General features: G+C 71.5%; 19 protein-coding genes. 3 read left to right on the plus strand and 16 right to left on the minus strand.

From position 1 onward, the window contains the following. Positions 1-5 precede the first annotated feature (5 nt). The 8 genes from ruvX to ACOKGD_RS08105 form a co-directional block, all read right to left on the minus strand. Complete coding sequence (ruvX, locus tag ACOKGD_RS08070) at positions 6-473, minus strand: Holliday junction resolvase RuvX (RefSeq protein WP_342334687.1); 468 nt, start codon at positions 471-473, stop codon at positions 6-8. Next, positions 470-3,130: an alanine--tRNA ligase gene (gene alaS, locus ACOKGD_RS08075; RefSeq protein ID WP_342334686.1), complete on the minus strand. Its 2,661-nt coding sequence runs from the start codon at positions 3,128-3,130 to the stop codon at positions 470-472. Before alaS ends, ruvX begins: the two co-directional genes overlap by 4 nt. 103 nt (positions 3,131-3,233) lie before the next feature. Next, a complete protein-coding gene (locus ACOKGD_RS08080) occupies positions 3,234-3,425 on the minus strand; it encodes a hypothetical protein (protein WP_342334685.1) in 192 nt (63 codons plus the stop codon). Positions 3,426-3,555: 130 nt separating this feature from the next. Beyond that, on the minus strand, positions 3,556-4,185 hold the full coding sequence (rpsD, locus tag ACOKGD_RS08085; RefSeq protein ID WP_342334684.1) for a 30S ribosomal protein S4: 630 nt from the start codon (positions 4,183-4,185) through the stop codon (positions 3,556-3,558). 170 nt (positions 4,186-4,355) lie between these two features. After that, positions 4,356-5,615, minus strand: coding sequence for an ABC transporter permease (locus tag ACOKGD_RS08090; protein WP_342334683.1), 1,260 nt, complete (start codon positions 5,613-5,615; stop codon positions 4,356-4,358). After that, positions 5,612-6,337 (minus strand): ABC transporter ATP-binding protein, encoded by a 726-nt coding sequence (locus tag ACOKGD_RS08095; RefSeq protein WP_342334682.1) that lies wholly within the window; start codon positions 6,335-6,337, stop codon positions 5,612-5,614. Before ACOKGD_RS08095 ends, ACOKGD_RS08090 begins: the two co-directional genes overlap by 4 nt. Next, positions 6,334-7,305, minus strand: coding sequence for an efflux RND transporter periplasmic adaptor subunit (locus tag ACOKGD_RS08100; RefSeq protein ID WP_342334681.1), 972 nt, complete (start codon positions 7,303-7,305; stop codon positions 6,334-6,336). The genes ACOKGD_RS08095 and ACOKGD_RS08100 overlap by 4 nt, the downstream gene beginning before the upstream one ends. 173 nt (positions 7,306-7,478) lie before the next feature. Further along, complete coding sequence (locus ACOKGD_RS08105) at positions 7,479-8,822, minus strand: replication-associated recombination protein A (RefSeq protein ID WP_342334680.1); 1,344 nt, start codon at positions 8,820-8,822, stop codon at positions 7,479-7,481. Between the two features lie 213 nt (positions 8,823-9,035). Here ACOKGD_RS08105 and ACOKGD_RS08110 point away from each other — a divergent pair, with 213 nt between their 5' ends. The 3 genes from ACOKGD_RS08110 (at position 9,036) to ACOKGD_RS08120 (ending at position 11,687) form a co-directional block, all read left to right on the plus strand. Then, positions 9,036-9,299 carry a dioxygenase gene (locus tag ACOKGD_RS08110; protein ID WP_342334679.1) on the plus strand — a complete coding sequence of 88 codons (264 nt, stop codon included), beginning with the start codon at positions 9,036-9,038 and terminating at the stop codon, positions 9,297-9,299. A 79-nt stretch (positions 9,300-9,378) separates the two neighbouring features. Then, positions 9,379-11,046 carry a DUF349 domain-containing protein gene (locus ACOKGD_RS08115; protein WP_342334678.1) on the plus strand — a complete coding sequence of 556 codons (1,668 nt, stop codon included), beginning with the start codon at positions 9,379-9,381 and terminating at the stop codon, positions 11,044-11,046. Between the two features lie 83 nt (positions 11,047-11,129). After that, positions 11,130-11,687, plus strand: a complete 558-nt coding sequence (locus tag ACOKGD_RS08120; RefSeq protein WP_342334677.1) for a hypothetical protein — start codon at positions 11,130-11,132, stop codon at positions 11,685-11,687. Here ACOKGD_RS08120 and ACOKGD_RS08125 read toward each other — a convergent pair. The 8 genes from ACOKGD_RS08125 to ACOKGD_RS08160 all read right to left on the minus strand — a co-directional run bounded on the left by ACOKGD_RS08125 (position 11,666) and on the right by ACOKGD_RS08160 (position 20,413). Beyond that, positions 11,666-13,918, minus strand: a complete 2,253-nt coding sequence (locus ACOKGD_RS08125; protein WP_342334676.1) for a RelA/SpoT family protein — start codon at positions 13,916-13,918, stop codon at positions 11,666-11,668. The genes ACOKGD_RS08120 and ACOKGD_RS08125 overlap by 22 nt on opposite strands. 114 nt (positions 13,919-14,032) lie before the next feature. Next, a complete protein-coding gene (gene secF, locus ACOKGD_RS08130) occupies positions 14,033-15,007 on the minus strand; it encodes a protein translocase subunit SecF (RefSeq protein ID WP_342334675.1) in 975 nt (324 codons plus the stop codon). Beyond that, a complete protein-coding gene (gene secD / locus ACOKGD_RS08135) occupies positions 15,007-16,728 on the minus strand; it encodes a protein translocase subunit SecD (RefSeq protein WP_342334674.1) in 1,722 nt (573 codons plus the stop codon). Before secD ends, secF begins: the two co-directional genes overlap by 1 nt. A 51-nt stretch (positions 16,729-16,779) precedes the next feature. Beyond that, positions 16,780-17,268 carry a preprotein translocase subunit YajC gene (locus tag ACOKGD_RS08140; protein ID WP_342334673.1) on the minus strand — a complete coding sequence of 163 codons (489 nt, stop codon included), beginning with the start codon at positions 17,266-17,268 and terminating at the stop codon, positions 16,780-16,782. Positions 17,269-17,358: 90 nt separating this feature from the next. Continuing rightward, the gene (gene ruvB, locus ACOKGD_RS08145) at positions 17,359-18,384 is read right to left on the minus strand and encodes a Holliday junction branch migration DNA helicase RuvB (protein ID WP_342334672.1); all 1,026 of its coding nucleotides are present in this window, start codon (positions 18,382-18,384) and stop codon (positions 17,359-17,361) included. Then, entirely contained in the window at positions 18,377-18,988 is a 612-nt protein-coding gene (ruvA, locus tag ACOKGD_RS08150; protein ID WP_342334671.1) for a Holliday junction branch migration protein RuvA, read from the minus strand. The genes ruvB and ruvA overlap by 8 nt, the downstream gene beginning before the upstream one ends. A 27-nt stretch (positions 18,989-19,015) precedes the next feature. Then, positions 19,016-19,600: a crossover junction endodeoxyribonuclease RuvC gene (gene ruvC, locus ACOKGD_RS08155; protein ID WP_342334670.1), complete on the minus strand. Its 585-nt coding sequence runs from the start codon at positions 19,598-19,600 to the stop codon at positions 19,016-19,018. Positions 19,601-19,687: 87 nt separating this feature from the next. Continuing rightward, positions 19,688-20,413, minus strand: a complete 726-nt coding sequence (locus tag ACOKGD_RS08160; RefSeq protein ID WP_342334669.1) for a phosphotransferase — start codon at positions 20,411-20,413, stop codon at positions 19,688-19,690. Positions 20,414-20,437: the final 24 nt, after the last annotated feature.

A 20,437-nucleotide genomic window follows, 5' to 3' on the forward strand; every position in this document is an offset into this window, starting at 1 on the left:
GGGTCTTACTCCTCGGGTAGGCCGGCAGGGATACCGGCGGCCGCCCCGGTGCGTTTCTCGCTGTCGATGGCGTGCTGGAGCAGCACCACTGCGGCGACCTGATCGACAATGTTACGAGAACCCTTCTGCGATCGCCCGCTCTGACGCAGCGCGGAGTGCGCCGTGACCGTGCTGAGGCGCTCGTCCACCAGGCGAACGGGCGCCTCCTGGGCCGCGAGCAGCCGCGCCGCGAACTCCCGCGCATCCGCCGTGGAGGCCGTGTCCTCGCCGCGCATGTTCAGCGGCAGGCCCACAACGAACTCCATCGCGGCGTACTCGGCCGCCAGCTCGACGAGCCGCGCGATCGACCGCTCGTCACGCGGAACCGTCTCGACGGGCACCGCGAGCATGCCGTCCGGATCGCAGCGCGCGACGCCGACGCGGGCCTTGCCCACGTCGACGCCGAGCCGCACGCCGCGGCGGAACCCGCTCACGCGCCCTGGAGCTGGGCGCGCACGGCGTCGAGCGCCGCGGGGATGCCCGAGACGTCCGAGCCCGCGCCCTGCGCCATGTCGTCCTTGCCGCCGCCGCGGCCGCCGAGGGCGCCGAGGGCGGCCTTGACGAGCACGCCCGCCTTGGCACCCGCCGTGCGGGCCGCCTCGTTGGTGAGGACCACGGCGAACACCTTCTCGCCGGCCGTGCCGGTGAGCGCCACCACGGCGGCCTCGGATCCGAGACGGTCGCGCACCGAGGTGGCGAGGCTGCGGACATCGTCGGCCGAGCCGACCTGCCCGACCGACTGCGCGACGAGGTTGACCGCGCCGACGCGCTCGGCAGTCTGCGCGAGCGCGGGCACGCGACCCGCGAGCGCCTGGGCCTCGAAGGTGGCGATCTTCTTCTCGGCCGCCTTCAGGCTCGCCGACAGCTCGGCGATGCGGTTCGCGAGCTGGTCCTTGGGGGCCTTCAGCGACGCCGACAGCTCGGCGACGATCGCCCGCTCAGCGGTGAGCTCGCGGAACGCGTCGAGGCCGACGAGGGCCTCCACGCGGCGGTTCGAGGCGCCGACGGACGACTCACCGATCAGGTTGATCAGGCCGATCTCGGCGCTGGCGGACACGTGCGTGCCGCCGCAAAGCTCGCGAGACCAGGGGCCGCCGATGTCGACCATGCGGACCGTCTCGCCGTACTTCTCGCCGAACAGCGCCATGGCGCCCGCCGCCTTGGCGTCGTCCAGCGAGAGCACGCGCGTGGTGACCTCGAGGTTGTCGCGCACCGCGTTGTTGGCGATCTCCTCGATCTCCGAGCGGGTCGCGGCGCTCAGCGCCTGGCCCCACGAGAAGTCGAAACGCAGGTATCCGGCGCGGTTCAGCGAGCCCGCCTGGGTCGCGCCCTTGCCGAGGGTGTCGCGCAGGGCGGCGTGCACGAGGTGCGTCGCCGAGTGGGCCTGCGTGGCCGCGCGGCGGTTCGCGGCGTCGACGACGGTCGTCGCCGGCTGGTCGACGCCGACCTCACCGCGGGTGACCTCCACCGTGTGGCTGACGAGCCCCGGGACGGGCTTCTGCACGTCGAGCACCTCGAGCTCGAAGCCCGGGCCGACGATCGTGCCCTTGTCGGCGACCTGGCCGCCGGACTCGGCGTAGAGCGCGGTCTCGGCGAGGATCACCTCGGCGATCTGCCCCTCGGTCGCCTTGGCCACCGACAGGCCGTCGACGAGCACGCCGAGCACACGGCTCTCGGTCTGCAGGTCGGTGAAGCCCGTGAAGACGGTCTCGCCCTGCGCGCGGAACTCGCGGTAGACGCTGACGTCGGCGATCGCGCGCTTGCGCGACTTCGCGTCGGCCTTGGCGCGCTGGCGCTGCTCCTGCATCAGGCTGTCGAAGCCGTCGCGATCCACGCCGATGCCCGCCTCCTCGGCGATCTCGAGCGTGAGGTCGATCGGGAAGCCGTAGGTGTCGTGCAGGAGGAACGCCTGGTTGCCGGCGAGGGTGCTGCCACCCTCCTCCTTGGTCTTGGCCACCGCGGTGTCGAGGATGGTGGATCCGGCCGTCAGCGTCCGCAGGAAGGTCTCCTCCTCGGCGAACGCGTACGACGAGATGCGGTCCCAGTCCGTGTCGACGACCGGGTACGCCTCCTTCATCGCATCGCGCGACGCCTCGAACAGCGCGGGGAACGTCGCCTCCTCGACGCCGAGCAGGCGCATCGAGCGGACGCTGCGGCGCATCAGGCGGCGCAGGATGTAGCCGCGGCCCTCGTTCGAGGGGGTGACGCCGTCCGAGAGCAGCATGAGCGAGGAGCGGATGTGGTCCGCGATGACGCGGAAGCGCACGTCGTCGGTGTGCTCGGCGCCATAGCGACGACCCGACAGCTCGGAGGCGCGGTCGATGACCGGACGGACCTGATCCGTCTCGTACATGTTCTCGACGCCCTGCTTGAGGAAGGCGACGCGCTCGAGGCCCATGCCCGTGTCGATGTTCTTCGCGGGCAGCTCGCCGACGATGTCGAACTCGGTCTTCGAGCGCACGTTCGTGATCTCGTTCTGCATGAAGACCAGGTTCCAGATCTCGAGGAACCGGTTGTCGTCGACTGCGGGGCCGCCGTCCTTGCCGTACTTCGCGCCGCGGTCGAAGTAGATCTCCGAGCAGGGGCCCGCGGGGCCCGGCTGGCCCGTGGTCCAGAAGTTGTCCTCGCGGCCGAGGCGCTGGATGCGGCTGGCGGGAAGACCCGCGATCCGCTGCCACAGCTCTGCGGCCTCGTCGTCGGTCTCGTAGACGGTGACCCAGAGGTCCTTCTCGTCGAAGCCCAGGCCGCCGTCCGCCTCGGAGGAGGTGAGGAGCTCCCACGCGTACGAAATCGCCCCCTCCTTGAAGTAGTCGCCGAACGACCAGTTGCCCAGCATCTGGAAGAACGTGCCGTGGCGGGCGGTCTTGCCGACCTCTTCGATGTCGTTCGTGCGGATGCACTTCTGGTTGTCGGCGGCGCGCGTGTACGGCGCGGGGACGACCCCCGTCAGGTACGGGATGAAGGGCACCATGCCGGCGATCGTGAACAGGATCGACGGGTCGTCGCTCACCAGCGAGGCGGACGGCACGATGGTGTGGTCGTTCTTCTCGAAGTAGTCGAGGTAGCGCTTCGCGATGTCCGCGGTCTTCATGAGGGGTGTGACGTCCTTGAGTGGGGGTTCTGCGCCGATGGGCTCGGGCGCGAGTGCATGCGGGGGTCGCCGTCGCGTGCGACGGCGACCTCGGGTGTGGGGATCAGGCGGCCGGGGCGTCGTCCGCGCGACGGGCTTCCTCGAGGCGGTAGGCCTCGCCGATGCGCTCGACGAACTCGTCGATGCGCGCGTCGATGTCGGCGAGCACCTCGGCGCCGCGCGGATCCTTGTTGAGGAAGTGGGCCGCCGCGAAGCCCGAGACGATGCCGAGCACGAACCACAGCATGTTCTTCATGTCACTGATCCTCCGGGATTCCGCCGCGATCCGCGGCGTCTGTCCATCGTAGACCGATCCCCCGGGGGAACGACGAAGGGCGTCGGGGCCGAAGCCCCGACGCCCTTCGAAGAACGCGTGTGCTGAGTGATCAGCGAGCGGCGTAGTACTCGACGACGAGCTGCACGTCACAGGTGACGGGCACCTCGGCGCGCTTCGGGCGACGCACGAGCTTCGCCTGGAGCTTGTCGAGCTCGACCTCGAGGTAGGCCGGGACGTTCGGAAGAACCTCGGCGTGACCGCCGGCGGCTGCGACCTGGAACGGCTCCATGCCCTCGCTCTTGGCCTTGACCTCGATGGTCTGACCCGGCTTGACGCGGAACGACGGGCGGTCGACGATCTTGCCGTCGACGAGGATGTGGCGGTGAACCACGAACTGACGCGACTGCGCCGTCGTGCGAGCGAAGCCCGCACGCAGCACGAGGGCGTCGAGACGCATCTCGAGCAGCTCGACGAGGTTCTCACCCGTCAGGCCGTCGGTGCGGCGAGCCTCGTTGAAGGCGATGCGCAGCTGCTTCTCGCGGATGCCGTACTGCTCGCGCAGACGCTGCTTCTCACGGAGGCGGACAGCGTAGTCGCTGTCGGCCTTGCGCTTCGTGCGTCCGTGCTGGCCGGGGCCGTAGGGGCGCTTCTCGAGGTAACGGGCGGCCTTGGGCGTCAGCGCGATGCCCAGAGCGCGGGACAGGCGGACCTTGCGGCGGTCCTGCGACTTGGTCGTCATGATTTCCTTTCACGAGGCCGCGGCTGTCGCGACGCTCGGACGTACAGTCCCCTCCCATCCGATTCGGGCGTACGTCTACCCACCCGAGGGATCTTGCAGAAGGGGATGTGCCCGGAATTCGAGCCGATCCAGCTTATCAGACGCCGATCCTCGTCCCTGTCGGGCGGTGATCAGTACCGGATCGCGTCGATCGGCCTGACCCGGACCGCGACGAGGGCGGGCACGAGCCCCGCCAGCGCACCGACACCCGCCGAGACCAGCAGGCCCGTGATCGCGGCCGACATCGGGAACGCGGGCGGCTCCTGCAGGCCCATGAAGATCGTCTCCGTCACGATCGGCAGGCGCAGCCCGAGGATCACCACGACGATGCCGATCCCGCCCGCGATCACCGTCGCGACCACGCTCTCCAGCATCACCGAGATGAACACGCGCGCCCCGGTCGCGCCGAAGCTGCGCCGGACGCCGATCTCGCGGATCCGGTGCCGCACCGTCACCAGCGTGATGTTGAGCAGGCTCAGCCCGCCCAGCGCCAGGATCAGCGACGCGATGCCGCCGAGGACGAGGAACATCGGCCCGAAGGGGTCGTAGCCTTGCTCCTGCTGGAAGACGTAGTCGGTGCGGTAGGCCTCGGCCTGCATCCCGCTCGAGAGGCTGCTGCCGAACGAGACCCGCAGGGCCTCCATGAGCTCGTCCGCTCCCTCGAGCGGGATCCAGGCCTGGCGATCGGCGTTGGCCGAGATCGTCGGCCCGGCGATCGCCACGATGTCCTCGTAGATGACGTACCCCGCGTACGAGTCCGGCCCGTCGGTCGAGGTCGTGACCCCGACGACCACGGCCTCCGCCTGGACCGGCGCCGTCTGCGTGCCGTCCGGCGCCCACGTGCTCAGGCTGAGCTCGACGGTCGGGTGGGCGGCCATGGCCGGCGAGCCCAGCGACTTCCACCAGTTCTCGCTGATGACGACGGCGGGCACCAGGCGGTCGGCGTCGGCGTCGGTGAACCACCGCCCCTGCACGATCGGCACGCGCCGCATGACACCGAAGTCGGGGTCCACCGCCTGCATGCCGGCGAAGCCGCCACCGGGCAGCTGCGCGTCGAGCCACGCCACGCGCGAGGTCCACTCGACGCCGAAGCGCTCGGTCGTGCGCTGGAACGCCGCATCGAGCGCGGTGCCGTCGGGCGTCTTCGGGGCGCCGGACGGGTCGGCACCGGCGTCGTAGGCGGTGAGGCTGATGAGGGCCGGCCGGCCGCCGCCGCGCTCCATCTGCTCCTGGAAGCCCTGCGAGAGCATCTGGCCGAGCGCGACGACGGCGGTGAACGCCGCGACCGACACGGCCACCACAACAAGACTGAGCAGCACACGCAGCCGGTGGACCCGCAGCTCCTGCCAGGCCTCGGCGAGAGACCCGGCGACCGAGCTGAGCGCGCTCATGCGACCCCTCCGGCCGCGGCGGGCTCGAGGACCGGCGAGGTCTCGTGCAGCACGCCGTCCGCCAGCCGATACGCGCGCTGCGCGCGGGCGGCCACGTGCGGATCGTGCGTGATGGTGATGAGGGCCGCGCCCGCCTGCGTGGCGATGTGGTCGAGCAGGTCCATGATCACGGCCCCCGTCTCGACGTCGAGCGCACCGGTGGGCTCGTCCGCGAGGATCAGGCGCGGCGAGCGGATCAGGGCGCGCGCGATCGCGACCCGCTGCTGCTCGCCGCCGGACAGGCGGTCGGGCATCTGCTCGAGGCGGGCACCGAGCCCGACGCGCTCGAGCATCTCGGCGGCCAGCGTGCGGCGACGCCAGAACGACCGTCCGCCGTCGTACAGCAGCGGCATCTCGACGTTCTCGAGGGCCGTGCGGCCCGGCAGCAGGTTGAACTGCTGGAACACGAATCCCACGTTGCGCCCTCGCGTGCGGTCGCGCCGGCCGGCGGACATCCGCTGCAGCGGCACCCCGTCGAACTCCAGCGTGCCGTCGGTGGGGGCATCGAGCAGCCCGAGGATGTTCAGCAGCGTCGACTTCCCGGATCCGGAGCGTCCCATGATGCTGACGTGGTCGCCCACGGCGACCTCGAGGTCGACGCCGCGCAGGATCCGCAGCGGCTCGGCATCGGGCAGCTCGACGGTGCGCGTCAGGCCCGCGGCGCGGACGATCGGATCGCTCACCCCTCGGCCTCGGCGGTCTCTGCGTCGGCCTCGGCGGGCATCTCCTCGGCGGGCACGAACTCGAAGATGCTCTCGCCCTCCTCGAGCCCCTCCCGCACCTCGATGCTCGATCCGTCGTTGAGCCCGAGCACGACCGCGCGCTCCTCGGGCAGCCCGTCGGCGCCCGGGACGAACACGACACCGGCCTCGGCCGTGCCGATGACGGCCGTCATGGGCACCACGAGCACGTCCTCGGCCCGGCCACCGGCGATCGTCATGGTGGCGCCCAGCCCGGGGAAGACGCGGTTGCCCGCGGGCACGGGGCACCGCACGGTCGTGGTGGTCGGCGCCGCCGCCTCGCCCTCGGAGGCGCCGGCGAGCCCGGCGAGGGGCGTCTCGAGCTTCAGGCCCGTGCAGGTGAAGGGCGCAGGCCCTCCGGTGATGCGGATGCTCGCCTCGGAGGGCTCGCTCACGAGCCGGTAGCGATCGGCGGGGGCGATCGACCCCTGGATCCGGTACGTCGCGGGCGCGATGGCGCCGACGGTGTCGCCCGGGGCGACGGCCTGGCCGCTCGCGAGGGTCAGCTCGGACAGGGTGCCGGTCCCGGGCGCGAGGATCTCGCTCCACAGCGCGAAGGTCGATCCGTCCTCCTGGGGCACGTCCTGGCGCACGCTGGCGACGATCGCACCGGCCTCGACCACCTGGCCTCGGGCGAAGAAGACGTCCACCACGGTTCCGGGCTTGTAGACCGGCAGCGCGATCGCCGGGTCGTTCATCACGGTCGCCGGCAGATCGAGTTCGTTGACGATCGTGCCGCGCTCGACCGCGATCTGCGGCTCGGTCAGCGCCCCCGTGGGCTCTGCACCGGCGCCGACGACCGCCGCCTCGGTGGCATCGGGGAAGAACGCCAGCTTCACGAGCGCCGTCGTGGCGACGGCGCCGATGGCGAGCCAGGCGACGGGAAGGACGACACGCCGGAACACGGCCATGCGGCACCTCTTTCGGAGCCCGGGACGGGGCTCGTCGATGAGTGAGCCCGGGACGGGGCTCGTCTGTGGGAGGGGAGGACACGCTCACCCTCGCGGCCCGACGGGCTCGACGTCAAGGATCGAAAGACGGAACCAGGGAAGACCCCGATGCGGATCAGGGTCGGCCGGCGAGCTCAGTCGCCCAGGATCCGCCGGAGCTTGTCGAGTCGCGCGCCGATCTCGCGCTCGGTGCCGTGGGGCTTGGGCTCGTAGTACCGACGGCCGCGCAGCTCGTCGGGCAGGTACTGCTGCCGCACGACACCGAGCTCGTGGTCGTGCGGGTACACGTAGCCCTTGCCGTGGCCCAGGCGCTTGGCGCCGGCGTAGTGCGCGTCGCGCAGGTGCTTGGGCACCGGGCTGAAGCGGCCGGCCTTGATGTCGGCGATGGCGGCGTTGATCGCGTTGTACGCGGCGTTCGACTTGGCGGCGGTCGCGAGATACGCCGTCGCCTCGGCGAGCGGGATCCGCCCCTCGGGCATGCCGATGAACGCGACCGCGTCGGCGGCCGCGACCGCGATCTGCAGCGCCTGCGGATCGGCCAGGCCGATGTCCTCGGACGCCGAGATGACGAGGCGTCGCGCGATGAAGCGCGGGTCCTCCCCCGCCTCGATCATGCGCGCCAGGTAGTGCATCGCGGCGTCGACGTCCGATCCCCTGATCGACTTGATGAACGCGCTGATCACGTCGTAGTGCTCGTCGCCCTGGCGGTCGTAGCGCAGCAGGGCGCGGTCGACCGCCTGGGCGACGTGGGCCGCCGTCACCGCGGGCTTCTCGTCGCCCTCCGGCGCCTCGGACACCGCAACTCCCGCGCTGGCCTCAAGGGCGGTGAGCGCACGCCGCGCATCGCCCGAGGAGAGCCGGATGAGCGCGGCCCGGGCCTCCGGCTCGAGCACGACCTCGTCGTCGAGACCGCGCACATCGGTCACCGCACGGTCGATGAGAAGCTCGAGGTCCTCGTCGGTGAGCGGCTGGAGGGTCAGCAGCAGCGACCGCGAGAGCAGCGGCGAGATGACCGAGAACGACGGATTCTCCGTCGTCGCCGCGATCAGGATCACCCAGCCGTTCTCGACGCCCGGGAGCAGGGCATCCTGCTGCGCCTTCGTGAAGCGGTGGATCTCGTCGAGGAACAGGATCGTCGACTGGCCGTACAGGTCGCGCTGATTCAGCGCCTCCTGCATCACCTCGCGCACGTCCTTCACACCGGCGGTGATCGCCGAGAGCTCGACGAACCGCCGCCCCGACGAACGGGCGATCGCCTGGGCGAGGGTCGTCTTGCCGGTGCCGGGCGGCCCCCACAGGATCACGGAGACCGTGCCGGGCGCCTGCGCCTCGGGATCGGCCAGCGCCACGATCGGCGAGCCGGGGCGCAGCAGATGGGCCTGCCCCGCGACCTCGGCCAGCGACGTGGGGCGCATCCGCACCGCGAGCGGTGTCAGCCCTCGCCCGCCGCCCATGAGTGATCCACTCGCCGCGTTCATCGTTCCCAGACTATTCGCCGCCTCGGACACGGGCCCGCCCCGGAGGCTCCCGCGCGCACGAGACACTAGGCTCGATCCCGCTCTGCAGGAGACGTCCGCCGGACGCCGTCGTCGAGAGGACCACCGATCATGGCCGCAGGGGGCAAGGGATCGTCCGCCCGGAATCGCGCCGCGCGAGAGGCCCGTGAGCGCGCTCGCCTCTACGAGGCGCGGATGCAGCTGCGCCAGTCGCAGGTTCGCCGGCGCCGCCGGGACAACATCATCGCGGCCACCGCCGCGGGCGTGGTGATCGCCGCGGCGATCGTCGGGCAGGCGCTGTTCTACACGGTCGGCCCCGGCACCCCTCCCGCGCCCTCGCCCTCGCCCACGCTGACGGAGAACCCCTCCCCCGCGCCGACGCCCGAGGGCACCCCCGCCCCGACGCCCACCGACGCGCCGGCCGCCACGCCGACCCCGACCGCGACACCGGCGGGCTGACGCCGGGCCAGGAGGCCGTCGCCGTACTAGGCTGGGCGCGTCCTGTCCCCTCCCGCGGTCACCGCGCAAGGAGCCTCCCGTGACGACTTCCGATCACACCCCTGTTGAAGACACCACTCCCGACGGCGCCGACGCCGTAGAGAGCGCCGAGACCCAGCCCGCGGGCGACGAGAGCGTCGCTCCCGCCGCGGCCGAGGAGGCCGCGGTCGTCGAGGAGGCGCCCGCCGCGCCCGAGGCCCCCGCGGAGGACGCCCCCGCCGACGAGGCGGCCCCCGAGGTGCCCGCCACGGACGCGCCTGCCGAAGACGCGCCGGTCGAGGACGCTCCCGCCGAGGACGCGCCCGCCGAGGAGGCGGCCCCCGAGGCCCCCGCCACGGAGAGCGCCCCCGAGGACGCGCCCGCCGCTGACGAGGCGCCCGCCTCCGAGGCCCCGGCCGACGACGCTCCCGCGAGCGACGCGCCCGCCGATGCCGCATCGACCGAGGGGGCGCCCGCCGCCGCCGACGCCGCCGATGCTCCGGTCGGCACGACCTGGGGCCGCGTCGACGAGGCCGGCGTTGTGTCGGTCCGCGAGGGCGACGAGTGGCGCGTTGTGGGCGAGTACCCCGACGGCACGCCGCAGGAGGCCCTGGCCTACTTCGAGCGCAAGTTCGACGACCTTGCCCTCCGTGTGCGCACGCTGGCCCAGCGCCGCCTGCGCGGCGGTGCCTCCGCCGCCGACCTGCGCGGCCAGGCCAAGAAGCTCAAGGACGAGGTCACCGGCGCCGATGTCGTGGGCGACCTCGCGGGCCTCACCGACCTGCTCGACGCGCTGACGGCGTCGCTGGCCGAGGCCAGCGCCGAGGAGGCCGCCGCGCACCGCGCCGCCGTCGACGAGGCCGTGGCGCAGCGCACCGCGATCGTCGAGCGCGTCGAGGCCCTCGCGGCCCGCGACCCCAAGTCGATCCAGTGGAAGCAGGCGACAACCGAGCTGAACGCCGCGTTCGAGGAGTGGCAGGCGCACCAGCAGTCGGCGCCGCGTCTCCCCAAGGCCACGGGGCAGTCCCTGTGGAAGCGGTTCCGTGACGCCCGGTCGACGGTCGAGCGCCACCGCCGCGCGTTCTTCGCCGAGCTCGACGAGACGCACAAGTCGGCCCGCGACGCGAAGACGCGCATCCTCGAGAAGGCCGAGGCGCTCGCGCCGCGCGGCGAGGACGGCATCCCCGCCTACCGCGCCCTGCTGGACGAGTGGAAGGCCGCCGGCCGCGCCGGTCGCAAGGTGGACGACGCCCTGTGGACCCGCTTCAAGGCCGCCGGTGACGCCCTGTACGGCGCACGCGCCGAGCGCGACGCCGCCGAGCAGGCCGAGTCCGCGCCGCGGATCGAGGCCCGCAAGGCGCTGCTCGAGGAGGCCAAGGTCGTCGGCGACACCGCCGATCTCAAGAAGGCGCGCCAGCTGCTCACCGCGATCCAGCGTCGCTGGGACGAGGTCGGCCGGATCTTCCCGCGCGACGTCGAGCGGGGCCTCGACGACCAGATGCGCAAGATCGAGTCCGACCTGCGTTCGCGCGAAGAGGTCGAGTGGAAGCGCAACAACCCCGAGACGAAGGCGCGCGCGAATGACGCGACCCGTCAGCTCGAGGACGCGATCGAGAAGCTCGAGGCCGAGCTCGCCGCGGCGCAGGCCAAGGGCGACAAGAAGGGCGAGCAGAGCGCGCGCGAGGCGCTCGAGGCCCGTCGTCTCTGGCTGAAGGCCATCGGCGGCTGACACCCGCACACGCCCAGGGGCGCGTGGCACCGGTTATCCACACCGGGCCACGCGCCCCTCGCGTTTCCCGGCACGATGACGGCATGGCTCTCGTCCACTTCGCCCATGACCTGCTATCCCCCGCCGAGCTGTCGGCCGCGCGCCTCGACGGCGAGCTCGTGGCGATCGGCGACGGATACACGGCCGCCGACGGGCTCGAGACCGCCGCCGTCCGCGCGGCGAGTCTCCGCCCGATCCTCGGGACACGGCTGGTCGCGATCGGCCTCTCGGCGGCGTGGGTGCACGGGGCGGCAGGGCTGCCGCCGGCCGTGCATCACATCCAGCGCGGGGCCGCCGGCGTGTCCCGCCCGGTCCGACACGACATCCGCTTCCGCGACACCCCGATCGCCGAGGCCGACACCGTCGTCCTCGGCGGTGTCCGCGTCGCGACGCCCGTACGCACGCTCGTCGAGCTCGCGCGCGAGTCCGCGGATCCGGCCGCGGCGCGTGCGGCCCGCAGGCTCACCACAGCCGACCTCGCCGAGGAGGCGACGGCGTGGCTGCACGCGCATCTGCGCTTTCCCGGCCGTCAGCGCGCGCTCGCGTTCCTCGCCGAGCTGGCATCAGACGATCCGGCCTCTCAGGACGACGTCACGCGGTAGACGTCGTAGACGCCGTCGATGCGGCGGACGGCGTTGAGCACACGATCCAGGTGCACGGCGTCGCCCATCTCGAACACGAAGCGGCTGAGCGCGAGGCGCTCCTTCGTTGTGGTGACCGTCGCCGAGAGGATGTTCACGTGGTGCTCGCTGAGCACGCGCGTGACGTCAGAGAGCAGGCCGGAGCGATCGAGCGCCTCGACCTGGATGTGCACCAGGAAGACGCTCTTGGCGGTCGGCGCCCAGGTGACGTCGATCATCCGCTCGGGGTCGTTCTTCAGCGACTGGACGTTCGTGCAGTCGGCCCGGTGGATCGAGACGCCGCTGCCGCGTGTGATGAAGCCGACGATCTCGTCCCCCGGCACCGGGGTGCAGCACTTCGCGAGCTTGACGAGGATGTCATCGGCCCCGCGCACCAGCACACCCGAATCGCCGCTGCGCGGCGCGCGCTGGCTGACGGTGGGCGGCAGCTCGACCTGGGCGGTCGTCGGCTCGACGTTGGAGTGGATGACCGCGGTCACCTTCTCGAGCACGTGCTGCGACGAGATGTGTCCCTCGCCAACCGCGGCGTACAGCGCCGAGACGTCCTCGTAGTGCATGAGGTCGGCGACCTCCTGCAGCGAGTCCTTCAGGCGCTGGATCGGCAGGTGGTGGCGGCGCATGGCGCGGACGATCGCGTCCTTGCCCTGCTCGATCGCCTCCTCGCGGCGCTCCTTCGTGAACCAGCCGCGGATCTTGTTGCGCGCGCGGGTGCTCTTGACGAAGGTCAGCCAGTCCTGGCTCGGGCTCGCGTCCGGGTTCTTCGAGGTGAACACCTCGACCACGTCGCCCGAGTTGAGTCGGCTCTCGAGCGGCACGAGCCGGCCGTTCACCTTGGCGCCCATCGTGCGATGGCCGATCTCGGTGTGCACCGCGTAGGCGAAGTCGACGGGCGTGGCGCCCGAGGGCAGGCCGATGACGCGGCCCTTCGGGGTGAAGACGTAGACGTCCTTGGCGCCGATCTCGAAGCGAAGCGAATCGAGGAACTCGCCCGGATCCTTCGTCTCCGACTCCCAGTCCGAGATGCGGGCGAGCCACGCCATGTCGGTGTCGATCGACTTGGTGTCGTCGGCGGTGGCCTTGCCGCCGGCCATCCGCTCCTTGTACTTCCAGTGCGCCGCGACACCGAACTCGGCCTGCTGGTGCATCTCCTGGGTGCGGATCTGGATCTCGACGGTGCGGCCGCCGGGGCCGATCACCGTGGTGTGCAGCGACCGGTACAGGTTGAACTTCGGTGTGGCGATGTAGTCCTTGAACCGGCCGGGCAGCGGGCGCCACCGGGCGTGGATCGAGCCCAGCACCGCGTAGCAGTCGCGCACCGTGCCCACGATGACGCGGATGCCGATGAGGTCGTAGATGTCGTCGAACTCGCGTCCCCGCACCACCATCTTCTGGTACACGGAGTACAGCTGCTTCGGACGCCCGGCGACCGAGCCGCGGATGCGCAGCTCGTGCAGATCGCGGTTCACGTCGGCGATGACGTTCTGCACGTACTGCTCGCGCTGGGGGGTGCGCTGCTTCACGAGGCTGTCGATCTCGTTGTAGATCTTCGGGTGCAGCACCGCGAATGACAGGTCCTCGAGCTCGGACTTGATCGTCTGGATACCGAGTCGGTGCGCAAGCGGGGCGTAGATCTCGAGCGTCTCGGTGGCCTTCTTGGCCGCCTTCTCCGAGGGGACGAACCCCCACGTGCGGGCGTTGTGGAGGCGGTCGGCGAGCTTGATGACGAGCACGCGGATGTCCTTGGACATCGCGACGATCATCTTGCGGACCGTCTCGGCCTGCGCGCTCTCGCCGTACTTGACCTTGTCGAGCTTGGTGACGCCGTCGACGAGCAGGGCCACCTCGTCGCCGAACTCGGCCCGCAGCTCGTCGAGCGGGTAGCCGGTGTCCTCGACGGTGTCGTGCAGCAGCGCGGCGGCTATGGCACGAGGGCCGAGACCGAGGTCGGCCAGGATCTGCGCGACGGCGAGCGGGTGCGTGATGTACGGCTCGCCGCTCTGGCGCTTCTGGCCCCGGTGCTTCTCGTCGGCGACGGCGTAGGCCTTCTCGACGATCGCCATGTCGCCGCGCGGGTGGTTCGCGCGCACGGTGGTGATGAGACGCGTGAGGTCGGCGTGCCGGGCGGCGCGCGAGAAGATGCGCGGCACCAGGCGGCGCAGACTGGGCGTCTGGGACGTCACCGATTCGGCCATGTCCTGACCCCTCCCACGATCGAACCCTCGCGAAGAGGGTTATGCGATTCTACGCCGCGGCGCCGGGTGCCTCGTCGAGGCCCCCGGCGCCGCGGATGCACGGATGTCTGCAGCTCAGGCCGCGCGCGCGGCGAGCACGCGCTCGTCAGCCGTGCGGATCGCCGGCTCGTTCTCACGGAACAGCGAGTAGAGCGGGGCGGCGACGAACAGCGTCGAGTAGGTCGCCACGATGATGCCGACGAAGATCGCCAGCGAGATGTCCGACAGGGTCTCGGCGCCCAGCACGAACGATCCGATGAACAGGATCGCCGCCACCGGAAGCGCCGCCACGACGGAGGTGTTGATCGAGCGCACCAGGGTCTGGTTCACCGCGAGGTTGACCGACTCGCCGAACGTGCGCCCGGTGACCTCGGCGTCCTCGACGGTGTTCTCGCGGATCTTGTCGAACACGACGGTGGTGTCGTAGAGCGAATAGGCGAGGATCGTCAGGAAGCCGATGACGGCCGCCGGCGAGATCTCGAACCCGCAGAGCGAGTAGATGCCCACCGTGACGATCAGCACGTCGAGCAGGCCGATGATCGCGGCCGCCGACATCTTCCAGGTGCGGAAGTAGATCGCCAGGATCAGGAACGTCAGCGCGAGGAAGATCGCCAGGCCCCACAGCGACTGCCGGGTGACGTCCTGACCCCAGGTCGGGCCGATGAACGACGCCGTGATCTCCTCGGCGTCGACGTCATAGGCCTCGGCCAGCGCCGACGTGACGGCGTGGGTCTCGGCGTCATCGAGCTGCGACGTCTGCACGCGGATGTCGCGGTTGCTGATCGTCGTCACCTTGGTCGTGGTGCCCGGGACGACCTCCTCGACCGCCGAGCTCGCGAGCCCCTGATCGGTCGACGCGGGCGCCGAGACGAGGAACTGCGAGCCGCCGGTGAACTCGATCGAGAACTCGACGCCGCGCAGGAACGGCGCGACGGCCGACAGCACGACCAGCACGATCGCGACGATGAACCAGCTGCGACGGCGTCCGACGAACGGGAAGGAGGCCTTGCCCGTGTAGAGGTCGTTGCCCAACTCGGTCATGGAGCGCATCAGGCGTTCTCCCCCTCGGCGCGCGGGGCGCCCTTGTCGGATGCGTTCTGCAGGGCCGCGGCTTCGGCGGCCTTGCGCTCGGCGATGGTCTGACGGCGCTCCGCCTCGCCGCGCGAGCGCTGCACGCGCGCGCCCGTGGCGACCGGGGTGCGGAAGGCCGAGCGCCCGCGGTGCACGGCGCCGAGCGCGGCGGGGTCGAGCCCCGACAGCCGGTGACCGGACGCGAAGAACGGCCTGCGAACGAGGATCTGCATCACGGGGTGGGTGAAGATCACGAAGATGAGGATGTCGAGCACCGTGGTCAGACCCAGCGTGAACGCGAAGCCCTTCACGGTGGCGTCGGCGAGGATGTAGAGCACCACGGCGGCCAGGATGTTGATCGACTTCGAGATGTAGATCGTCCGCTTCGCGCGAGCCCAGCCGTCCTCGACGGCGACGGTGATGGCCTTGCCGTCGCGCAGCTCATCGCGGATGCGTTCGAAGTACACGATGAACGAGTCGGCCGTGAAGCCGATGGTCACGATGAGGCCCGCGACGCCCGCGAGGGAGAGGCGGTAGCCCATGCGCCACGACAGCAGGCACAGCAGGATGTACGTCAGCACGCCCATCACGAGCAGTGAGGCGATGATCACGAAGCCGAGCGCGCGGTAGCTGATGAGCACCACGTAGAGGGCGACGAGCGCGAGACCGATGAGGCCGGCGATCAGACCGCTCTGGAGCTGCTGCGAGCCGAGGGTCGCCGAGATGGTGTCGGAGCTGACGACCTCGAAGCTGAGCGGCAGCGCGCCGAACTTGAGCTGGTCGGCCAGCACCTTCGACGTGTCCTGGTCGATGCCGCCACCCGAGATGCTCGGGCGGCCGTCGGTGATGACCGCGTTCATCGACGGCGCCGAGATGATCTTGCCGTCGAGCACGAAGGCGAACTGGTTCATCGGGGCCTGAGCACCGTAGAGGCGCTCGCTGATCTCGCCGAAGGTCTTGGCGCCCTCGGAGTCGAACTGGAGGTTGACGCTCCAGGTGCCGTTCTGGGGGTCCATGCCGTTCGTGGCGTTGTCGACGGAGGATCCGTCCATCTCGACCGGGCCGAGGATGTACTTCGCGCTGTTCGCCGTGTCGCAGGTGATCAGCGGCTGGTCCGCCGGGGCCGATGACGGGTCGTTGGTCTCGTCATCGCAGCTGTAGGCGTTGAACTGCGCCCAGAGCTTGTCGGTCACCCACGCCGGGTCCGACCCATTAGAGGGCTCGGCGGTCGGCTGCGCATTGAGCGTCGCGTCCGGCGTGGGGTACGGCGTCTCCTCGCCGTCCTCGCCGACGAACGTGTTCGTCGGCGCCGAGGCGTAGATCACCGCGCGCAGCTCGAGCTGCGCGCTCTGCTGGATCCGCTCGCGGGTCTGCTCGTCGGCGTTTCCGGGGATCTGCACAACGATGTTCTTCGCGCCCTGCGTCGAGATCTCCGACTCGCCGACGCCCGAGGCGTCGACACGCTGGCGGATGATGGCGACGGCCTGCGTCATCTGCTCGGCGGAGGGCTCCCCGTCGGCGGTCTGCGCCTCGAGGATGATCTGCGTGCCGCCCTGGAGGTCGAGCGCGAGCTCCGGCACCCAGGTGCCGCCCTTGAAGACGTGCACACCGAGCGCGTTGGCGCCGAAGAGCACGGCGGTGATGACCAGCAGGCCGGTCAGGACGCGCCAGGCACGGCGCGCAGGAGTCGATGTCGCCACGAGCGGCTCAGCTTTCTGCTGCGAGAGAGGGGACGGAGACGAGCCGGAGGCTCAGTCCTTCTTGTCGGCGCCCTTGTCGGTTCCGAAGTCGATCTCGGGGAGCTTGTAGTCGGGCGTCCCGAACTCGGTGGAGCTCTTCGTCTCGGCCTCGGGGGCCGGCGTGGGCTCGACGACCGTGGCGGCGCTCGTCTCCGGCGCGTCGACGATCGCGGCCGCGGGGGTCTCGTCCGTCTCGTCGGTCGTGTCGGCGTCGGCGACGGCGACGGCGGCATCCGGGGCGAGGTCGACGGCCTGCGAGTGGACCTCGACGATGACGCCGGGGGCGATCTCGATCTGGGTCGGCTTGGACAGGTCGTCCTTGTCGTAGGCGACGAGCGTGCCGAACAGGCCCGAGCGGGTCATGACGCGCGCGCCGGGAACCAGCTGCGTCGCCTTGAGCTCAGCCGCCTCCTTCTGCTTCGCGCGGTTGCGGCGGGACGAGAAGAACATCCATCCGATCAGCACGACGAAGACGACGAGAAGCAGGAGGTTCGGATCCATGGGGCAGCTGAGCCTTTCGATGGGCGCACGCCGTCATCGGCGCGAAGTGGGGGATGCGGCGGATACCGCCAGACCTTCAGTGAGTATAGGTCATCGGAAATCGAGCGCCCCGTCAGGCGCCGGCACCCCGAGATGCGCGTAGGCCTCGGGGGTGGCGACGCGGCCGCGGGGCGTGCGCGCCATGAATCCGATGCGCACGAGGTACGGCTCGACGACGCTCTCGACGGTGTCCGGCTCCTCGCCCACGGTCACGGCCAGAGTCGAGAGCCCGACCGGGCCGCCGCGGAAGCGGCGCACCAGCGCATCGAGGACGGCGCGGTCGAGGCGGTCGAGGCCGATGGCGTCGACGTCGTAGAGCTCGAGCGCGGCGCGCACCTCCGCGATCCCCGCGTCCGCGCCGCCCGCGTGCACCAGCGCGTAGTCGCGCACCCGGCGCAGCAGGCGGTTCGCGATGCGCGGGGTGCCGCGGGAGCGCCGGGCGATCTCGGCCCGCTGCTGCGCGCCGAGCCCGACACCGAGGACGGAGGCCGACCGCCCCACCACTCGCTCCAGCTCCTCGGCTTCGTAGTACTCGAGGTGGGCGGTGAAGCCGAAGCGGTCGCGCAGCGGGTTCGGCAGCATTCCCGATCGCGTCGTCGCGCCGACGAGCGTGAACGGGGCGAGATCGAGCGGGATGCTCGTGGCACCGGCGCCCTTGCCGACCATGATGTCGATCCGGAAGTCCTCCATCGCGAGGTACAGCATCTCCTCGGCGGAGCGCGCCATGCGGTGGATCTCGTCGATGAAGAGGACCTCGCCCGGGGTCAGGCTCGACAGCAGCGCCGCCAGGTCGCCGGCGTGCTGGATGGCCGGGCCGCTGGACATGCGCAGCGGCCGGTCGCTCTCCTGCGCCACGATCATCGCGAGCGTGGTCTTGCCGAGGCCCGGCGGGCCCGCGAGCAGGATGTGGTCGGCGGGGCGCGACTGGATGCGGGCGGCGTCGAGCAGCAGCTGGAGTTGCCCGCGCACCTTCTGCTGGCCGACGAACTCGGCGAGGGTCGCGGGGCGCAGGGCGCCCTCGATGGCGAGCTCCACCTCGTCGAGCGGCTCGGCGTTCGTGATGTCGTCGTCAGCCACGCGCTGCCTGCTTCGCGGGGCCCAGCAGGGCGAGCGTCAGGCGCAGCAGCGCCTGGACGGAGGCGCGGTCGGCGTCGGAGGCGCCCTCGGCGGCCTGCGCCACCGCGTCCCCGGCGACGCGTTCGGGCCATCCGAGCCCCGCCACCGCCTGCACCACGCTGGCGGCGACGTCGGTCGGGGCCTTCACGGCCGCGGCGGGGGCCGGCGGCGCCAGCTTGCCCTGCAGCTGCAGGACGATGAGCTTCGCGGTCTTCGGGCCGATGCCCGACACCCGGCGGAACGGGGCGTCGTCCTCCGCCGCGACGGCTGCCGAGATCTGGTCCACGGTCAGTGCGGCGAGCACTCCGAGCGCCGACTTCGGGCCCACCCCCGACACCGCGAGCAGGATGCCGAACACGTCCAGCTCGTCACGCGTGGCGAAGCCGAAGAGCGACAGCGCGTCCTCGCGGACGATGAGGTTCGTGTGGAGAGCGATCGTCTCGCCGACGCGCGCCGTGCGCGCCACATCCGGCGGGACCGCGACCGAGAAGCCGACTCCCCCGACCTCGACGATCATGCTGTCGGCGGCCGCGTGCAGGACGGTGCCGCGCAGGGAGGAGATCATGCCGACAGCCTACGGGGCCGTTCGCACCTATGTTCGAGCGACACGCGTGCCGCGGGAGCGCTTCTCGGCCTCCGCCCAGGCCCGCTGGGCCGGCGTCAGAGACGTGTCGGCCCCGTGCGCCTGCGCCGAGACTCCCCCGCCCCACGCATGGCACAGGGCGATCGCCAGCGCATCGGCCGCGTCGGGAGGCTGAGGCAGCGCGTCCAGCCGCAGGACGCGCTGGATCATCGACTGCACCTGGAGCTTGTCGGCCGCGCCGTAGCCCGTGACCGCGGCCTTCACCTCGCTCGGGGTGTGCGTGGCGGCGGGGATGCCGCGCTCCCCGGCGAGCATCAGCGCCACGCCGCTGGCCTGCGCCGTGCCGGTCACGGAGTGCAGGTTCTGCTGCGCGAACACGCGCTCGACGGCCACGACGTGGGGCTGCGTCAGGTCGAGGACCTCGCGGATCCCCCGGGCGATCGCCGCGAGCCGCTCGGCGATGGGCATGTCCGGGGTCGACCGCACCACGCCCACATGCACGAGCGAGGCGGTGCGGTTGCGGGCGACGTCCACCACGCCGACGCCGCACCGGGTCAGGCCGGGGTCGATGCCGAGGACGCGCAGAGTGCTCACCTCGCCAGCGTATGCGTGCGCCGCTCGCGGCGGCGTCCGCCCCGCGGGTGCCGGCCCACCCCGTCGGGCGATCGGCGTCGGGGCGATTCAGCGGCGGAGGCGAGAGGCGTCTCGGCGGTACATCGCGGCGTGGGCGACGAAGTCGTCGCGGCCGGTCTCGGCCGCGCGCGCGTCGGTGAAGGCGGCGAGCTCGTCCAGCCGCTCCGCCGCGACCCTCCGCACCTCGTCGATCGACCAGGCGGCCCCGTACGCCTCGACCAGCTCGCGGATCCGGTCCTCCGGCGACCCGTGCCGCGCAGGATCGAGCCCCGCCGCGTCCTCCGCCAGCGGCGCGATCCGATACGCGAGGTATGCCACGTCCCAGACCCGGGGGCCGGGAGAGGCGAAGTCGAAGTCGATCGCGCCGAGGGATCCGTCGGGCGCGAGCACGAGGTTGTAGGGCGCGAAGTCGTTGTGACAGACGACCTCGACCGGCTCGTGCGTGGCCGCGCGCCACCGCAGCGGCGCAGCGGCGAGCTCGGCGCCGGCATCGTGGATCCGGCGCAGCAGCCGCGCCGCGCAGCGAAGGGCCTCACGCGACCAGAGCGCGTCGCACGCGACGAGCATGTCGCCCTCGACGAAGGTGAGGATCTCCCTTCCCGCCTCGTCCACGCCCCGCGCCCGGGGGACGCCCGCGACGCCGGCGGCGTCGCACGCCGCCAGCAGGGCATGCACGGCCGGGGTCCACGGGCCCGTCTCGCGCCGCACCGTGTCGCCGATCCGGACGACGGGCGTCACATTGCCGCCGGTCAGCACCTCTAAGTCGTCGCGCACGCGCCCACCGTAGCGCCCGCACAG

This window comes from Microbacterium phosphatis (assembly GCF_049177115.1).
Classification (GTDB): Bacteria; Actinomycetota; Actinomycetes; order Actinomycetales; family Microbacteriaceae; genus Microbacterium; species Microbacterium phosphatis.

Coding starts and splice junctions, on each gene's coding strand:
- ACOKGD_RS08140 (WP_342334673.1), bottom strand. CDS start 17,268: ATGGATCCGAACCTCCTGCTTCTCGTCGTCTTCGTCGTGCTGATCGGA.
- ruvA (WP_342334671.1), bottom strand. CDS start 18,988: ATGATCTCCTCCCTGCGCGGCACCGTCCTGCACGCGGCCGCCGACAGC.
- alaS (WP_342334686.1), bottom strand. CDS start 3,130: ATGAAGACCGCGGACATCGCGAAGCGCTACCTCGACTACTTCGAGAAG.
- ACOKGD_RS08080 (WP_342334685.1), bottom strand. CDS start 3,425: ATGAAGAACATGCTGTGGTTCGTGCTCGGCATCGTCTCGGGCTTCGCG.
- ACOKGD_RS08105 (WP_342334680.1), bottom strand. CDS start 8,822: ATGAACGCGGCGAGTGGATCACTCATGGGCGGCGGGCGAGGGCTGACA.
- ACOKGD_RS08125 (WP_342334676.1), bottom strand. CDS start 13,918: ATGGCCGAATCGGTGACGTCCCAGACGCCCAGTCTGCGCCGCCTGGTG.
- ACOKGD_RS08090 (WP_342334683.1), bottom strand. CDS start 5,615: ATGAGCGCGCTCAGCTCGGTCGCCGGGTCTCTCGCCGAGGCCTGGCAG.
- rpsD (WP_342334684.1), bottom strand. CDS start 4,185: ATGACGACCAAGTCGCAGGACCGCCGCAAGGTCCGCCTGTCCCGCGCT.
- secF (WP_342334675.1), bottom strand. CDS start 15,007: ATGCGCTCCATGACCGAGTTGGGCAACGACCTCTACACGGGCAAGGCC.
- ACOKGD_RS08110 (WP_342334679.1), top strand. CDS start 9,036: ATGCAGCTGCGCCAGTCGCAGGTTCGCCGGCGCCGCCGGGACAACATC.
- ACOKGD_RS08120 (WP_342334677.1), top strand. CDS start 11,130: ATGGCTCTCGTCCACTTCGCCCATGACCTGCTATCCCCCGCCGAGCTG.
- ACOKGD_RS08100 (WP_342334681.1), bottom strand. CDS start 7,305: ATGGCCGTGTTCCGGCGTGTCGTCCTTCCCGTCGCCTGGCTCGCCATC.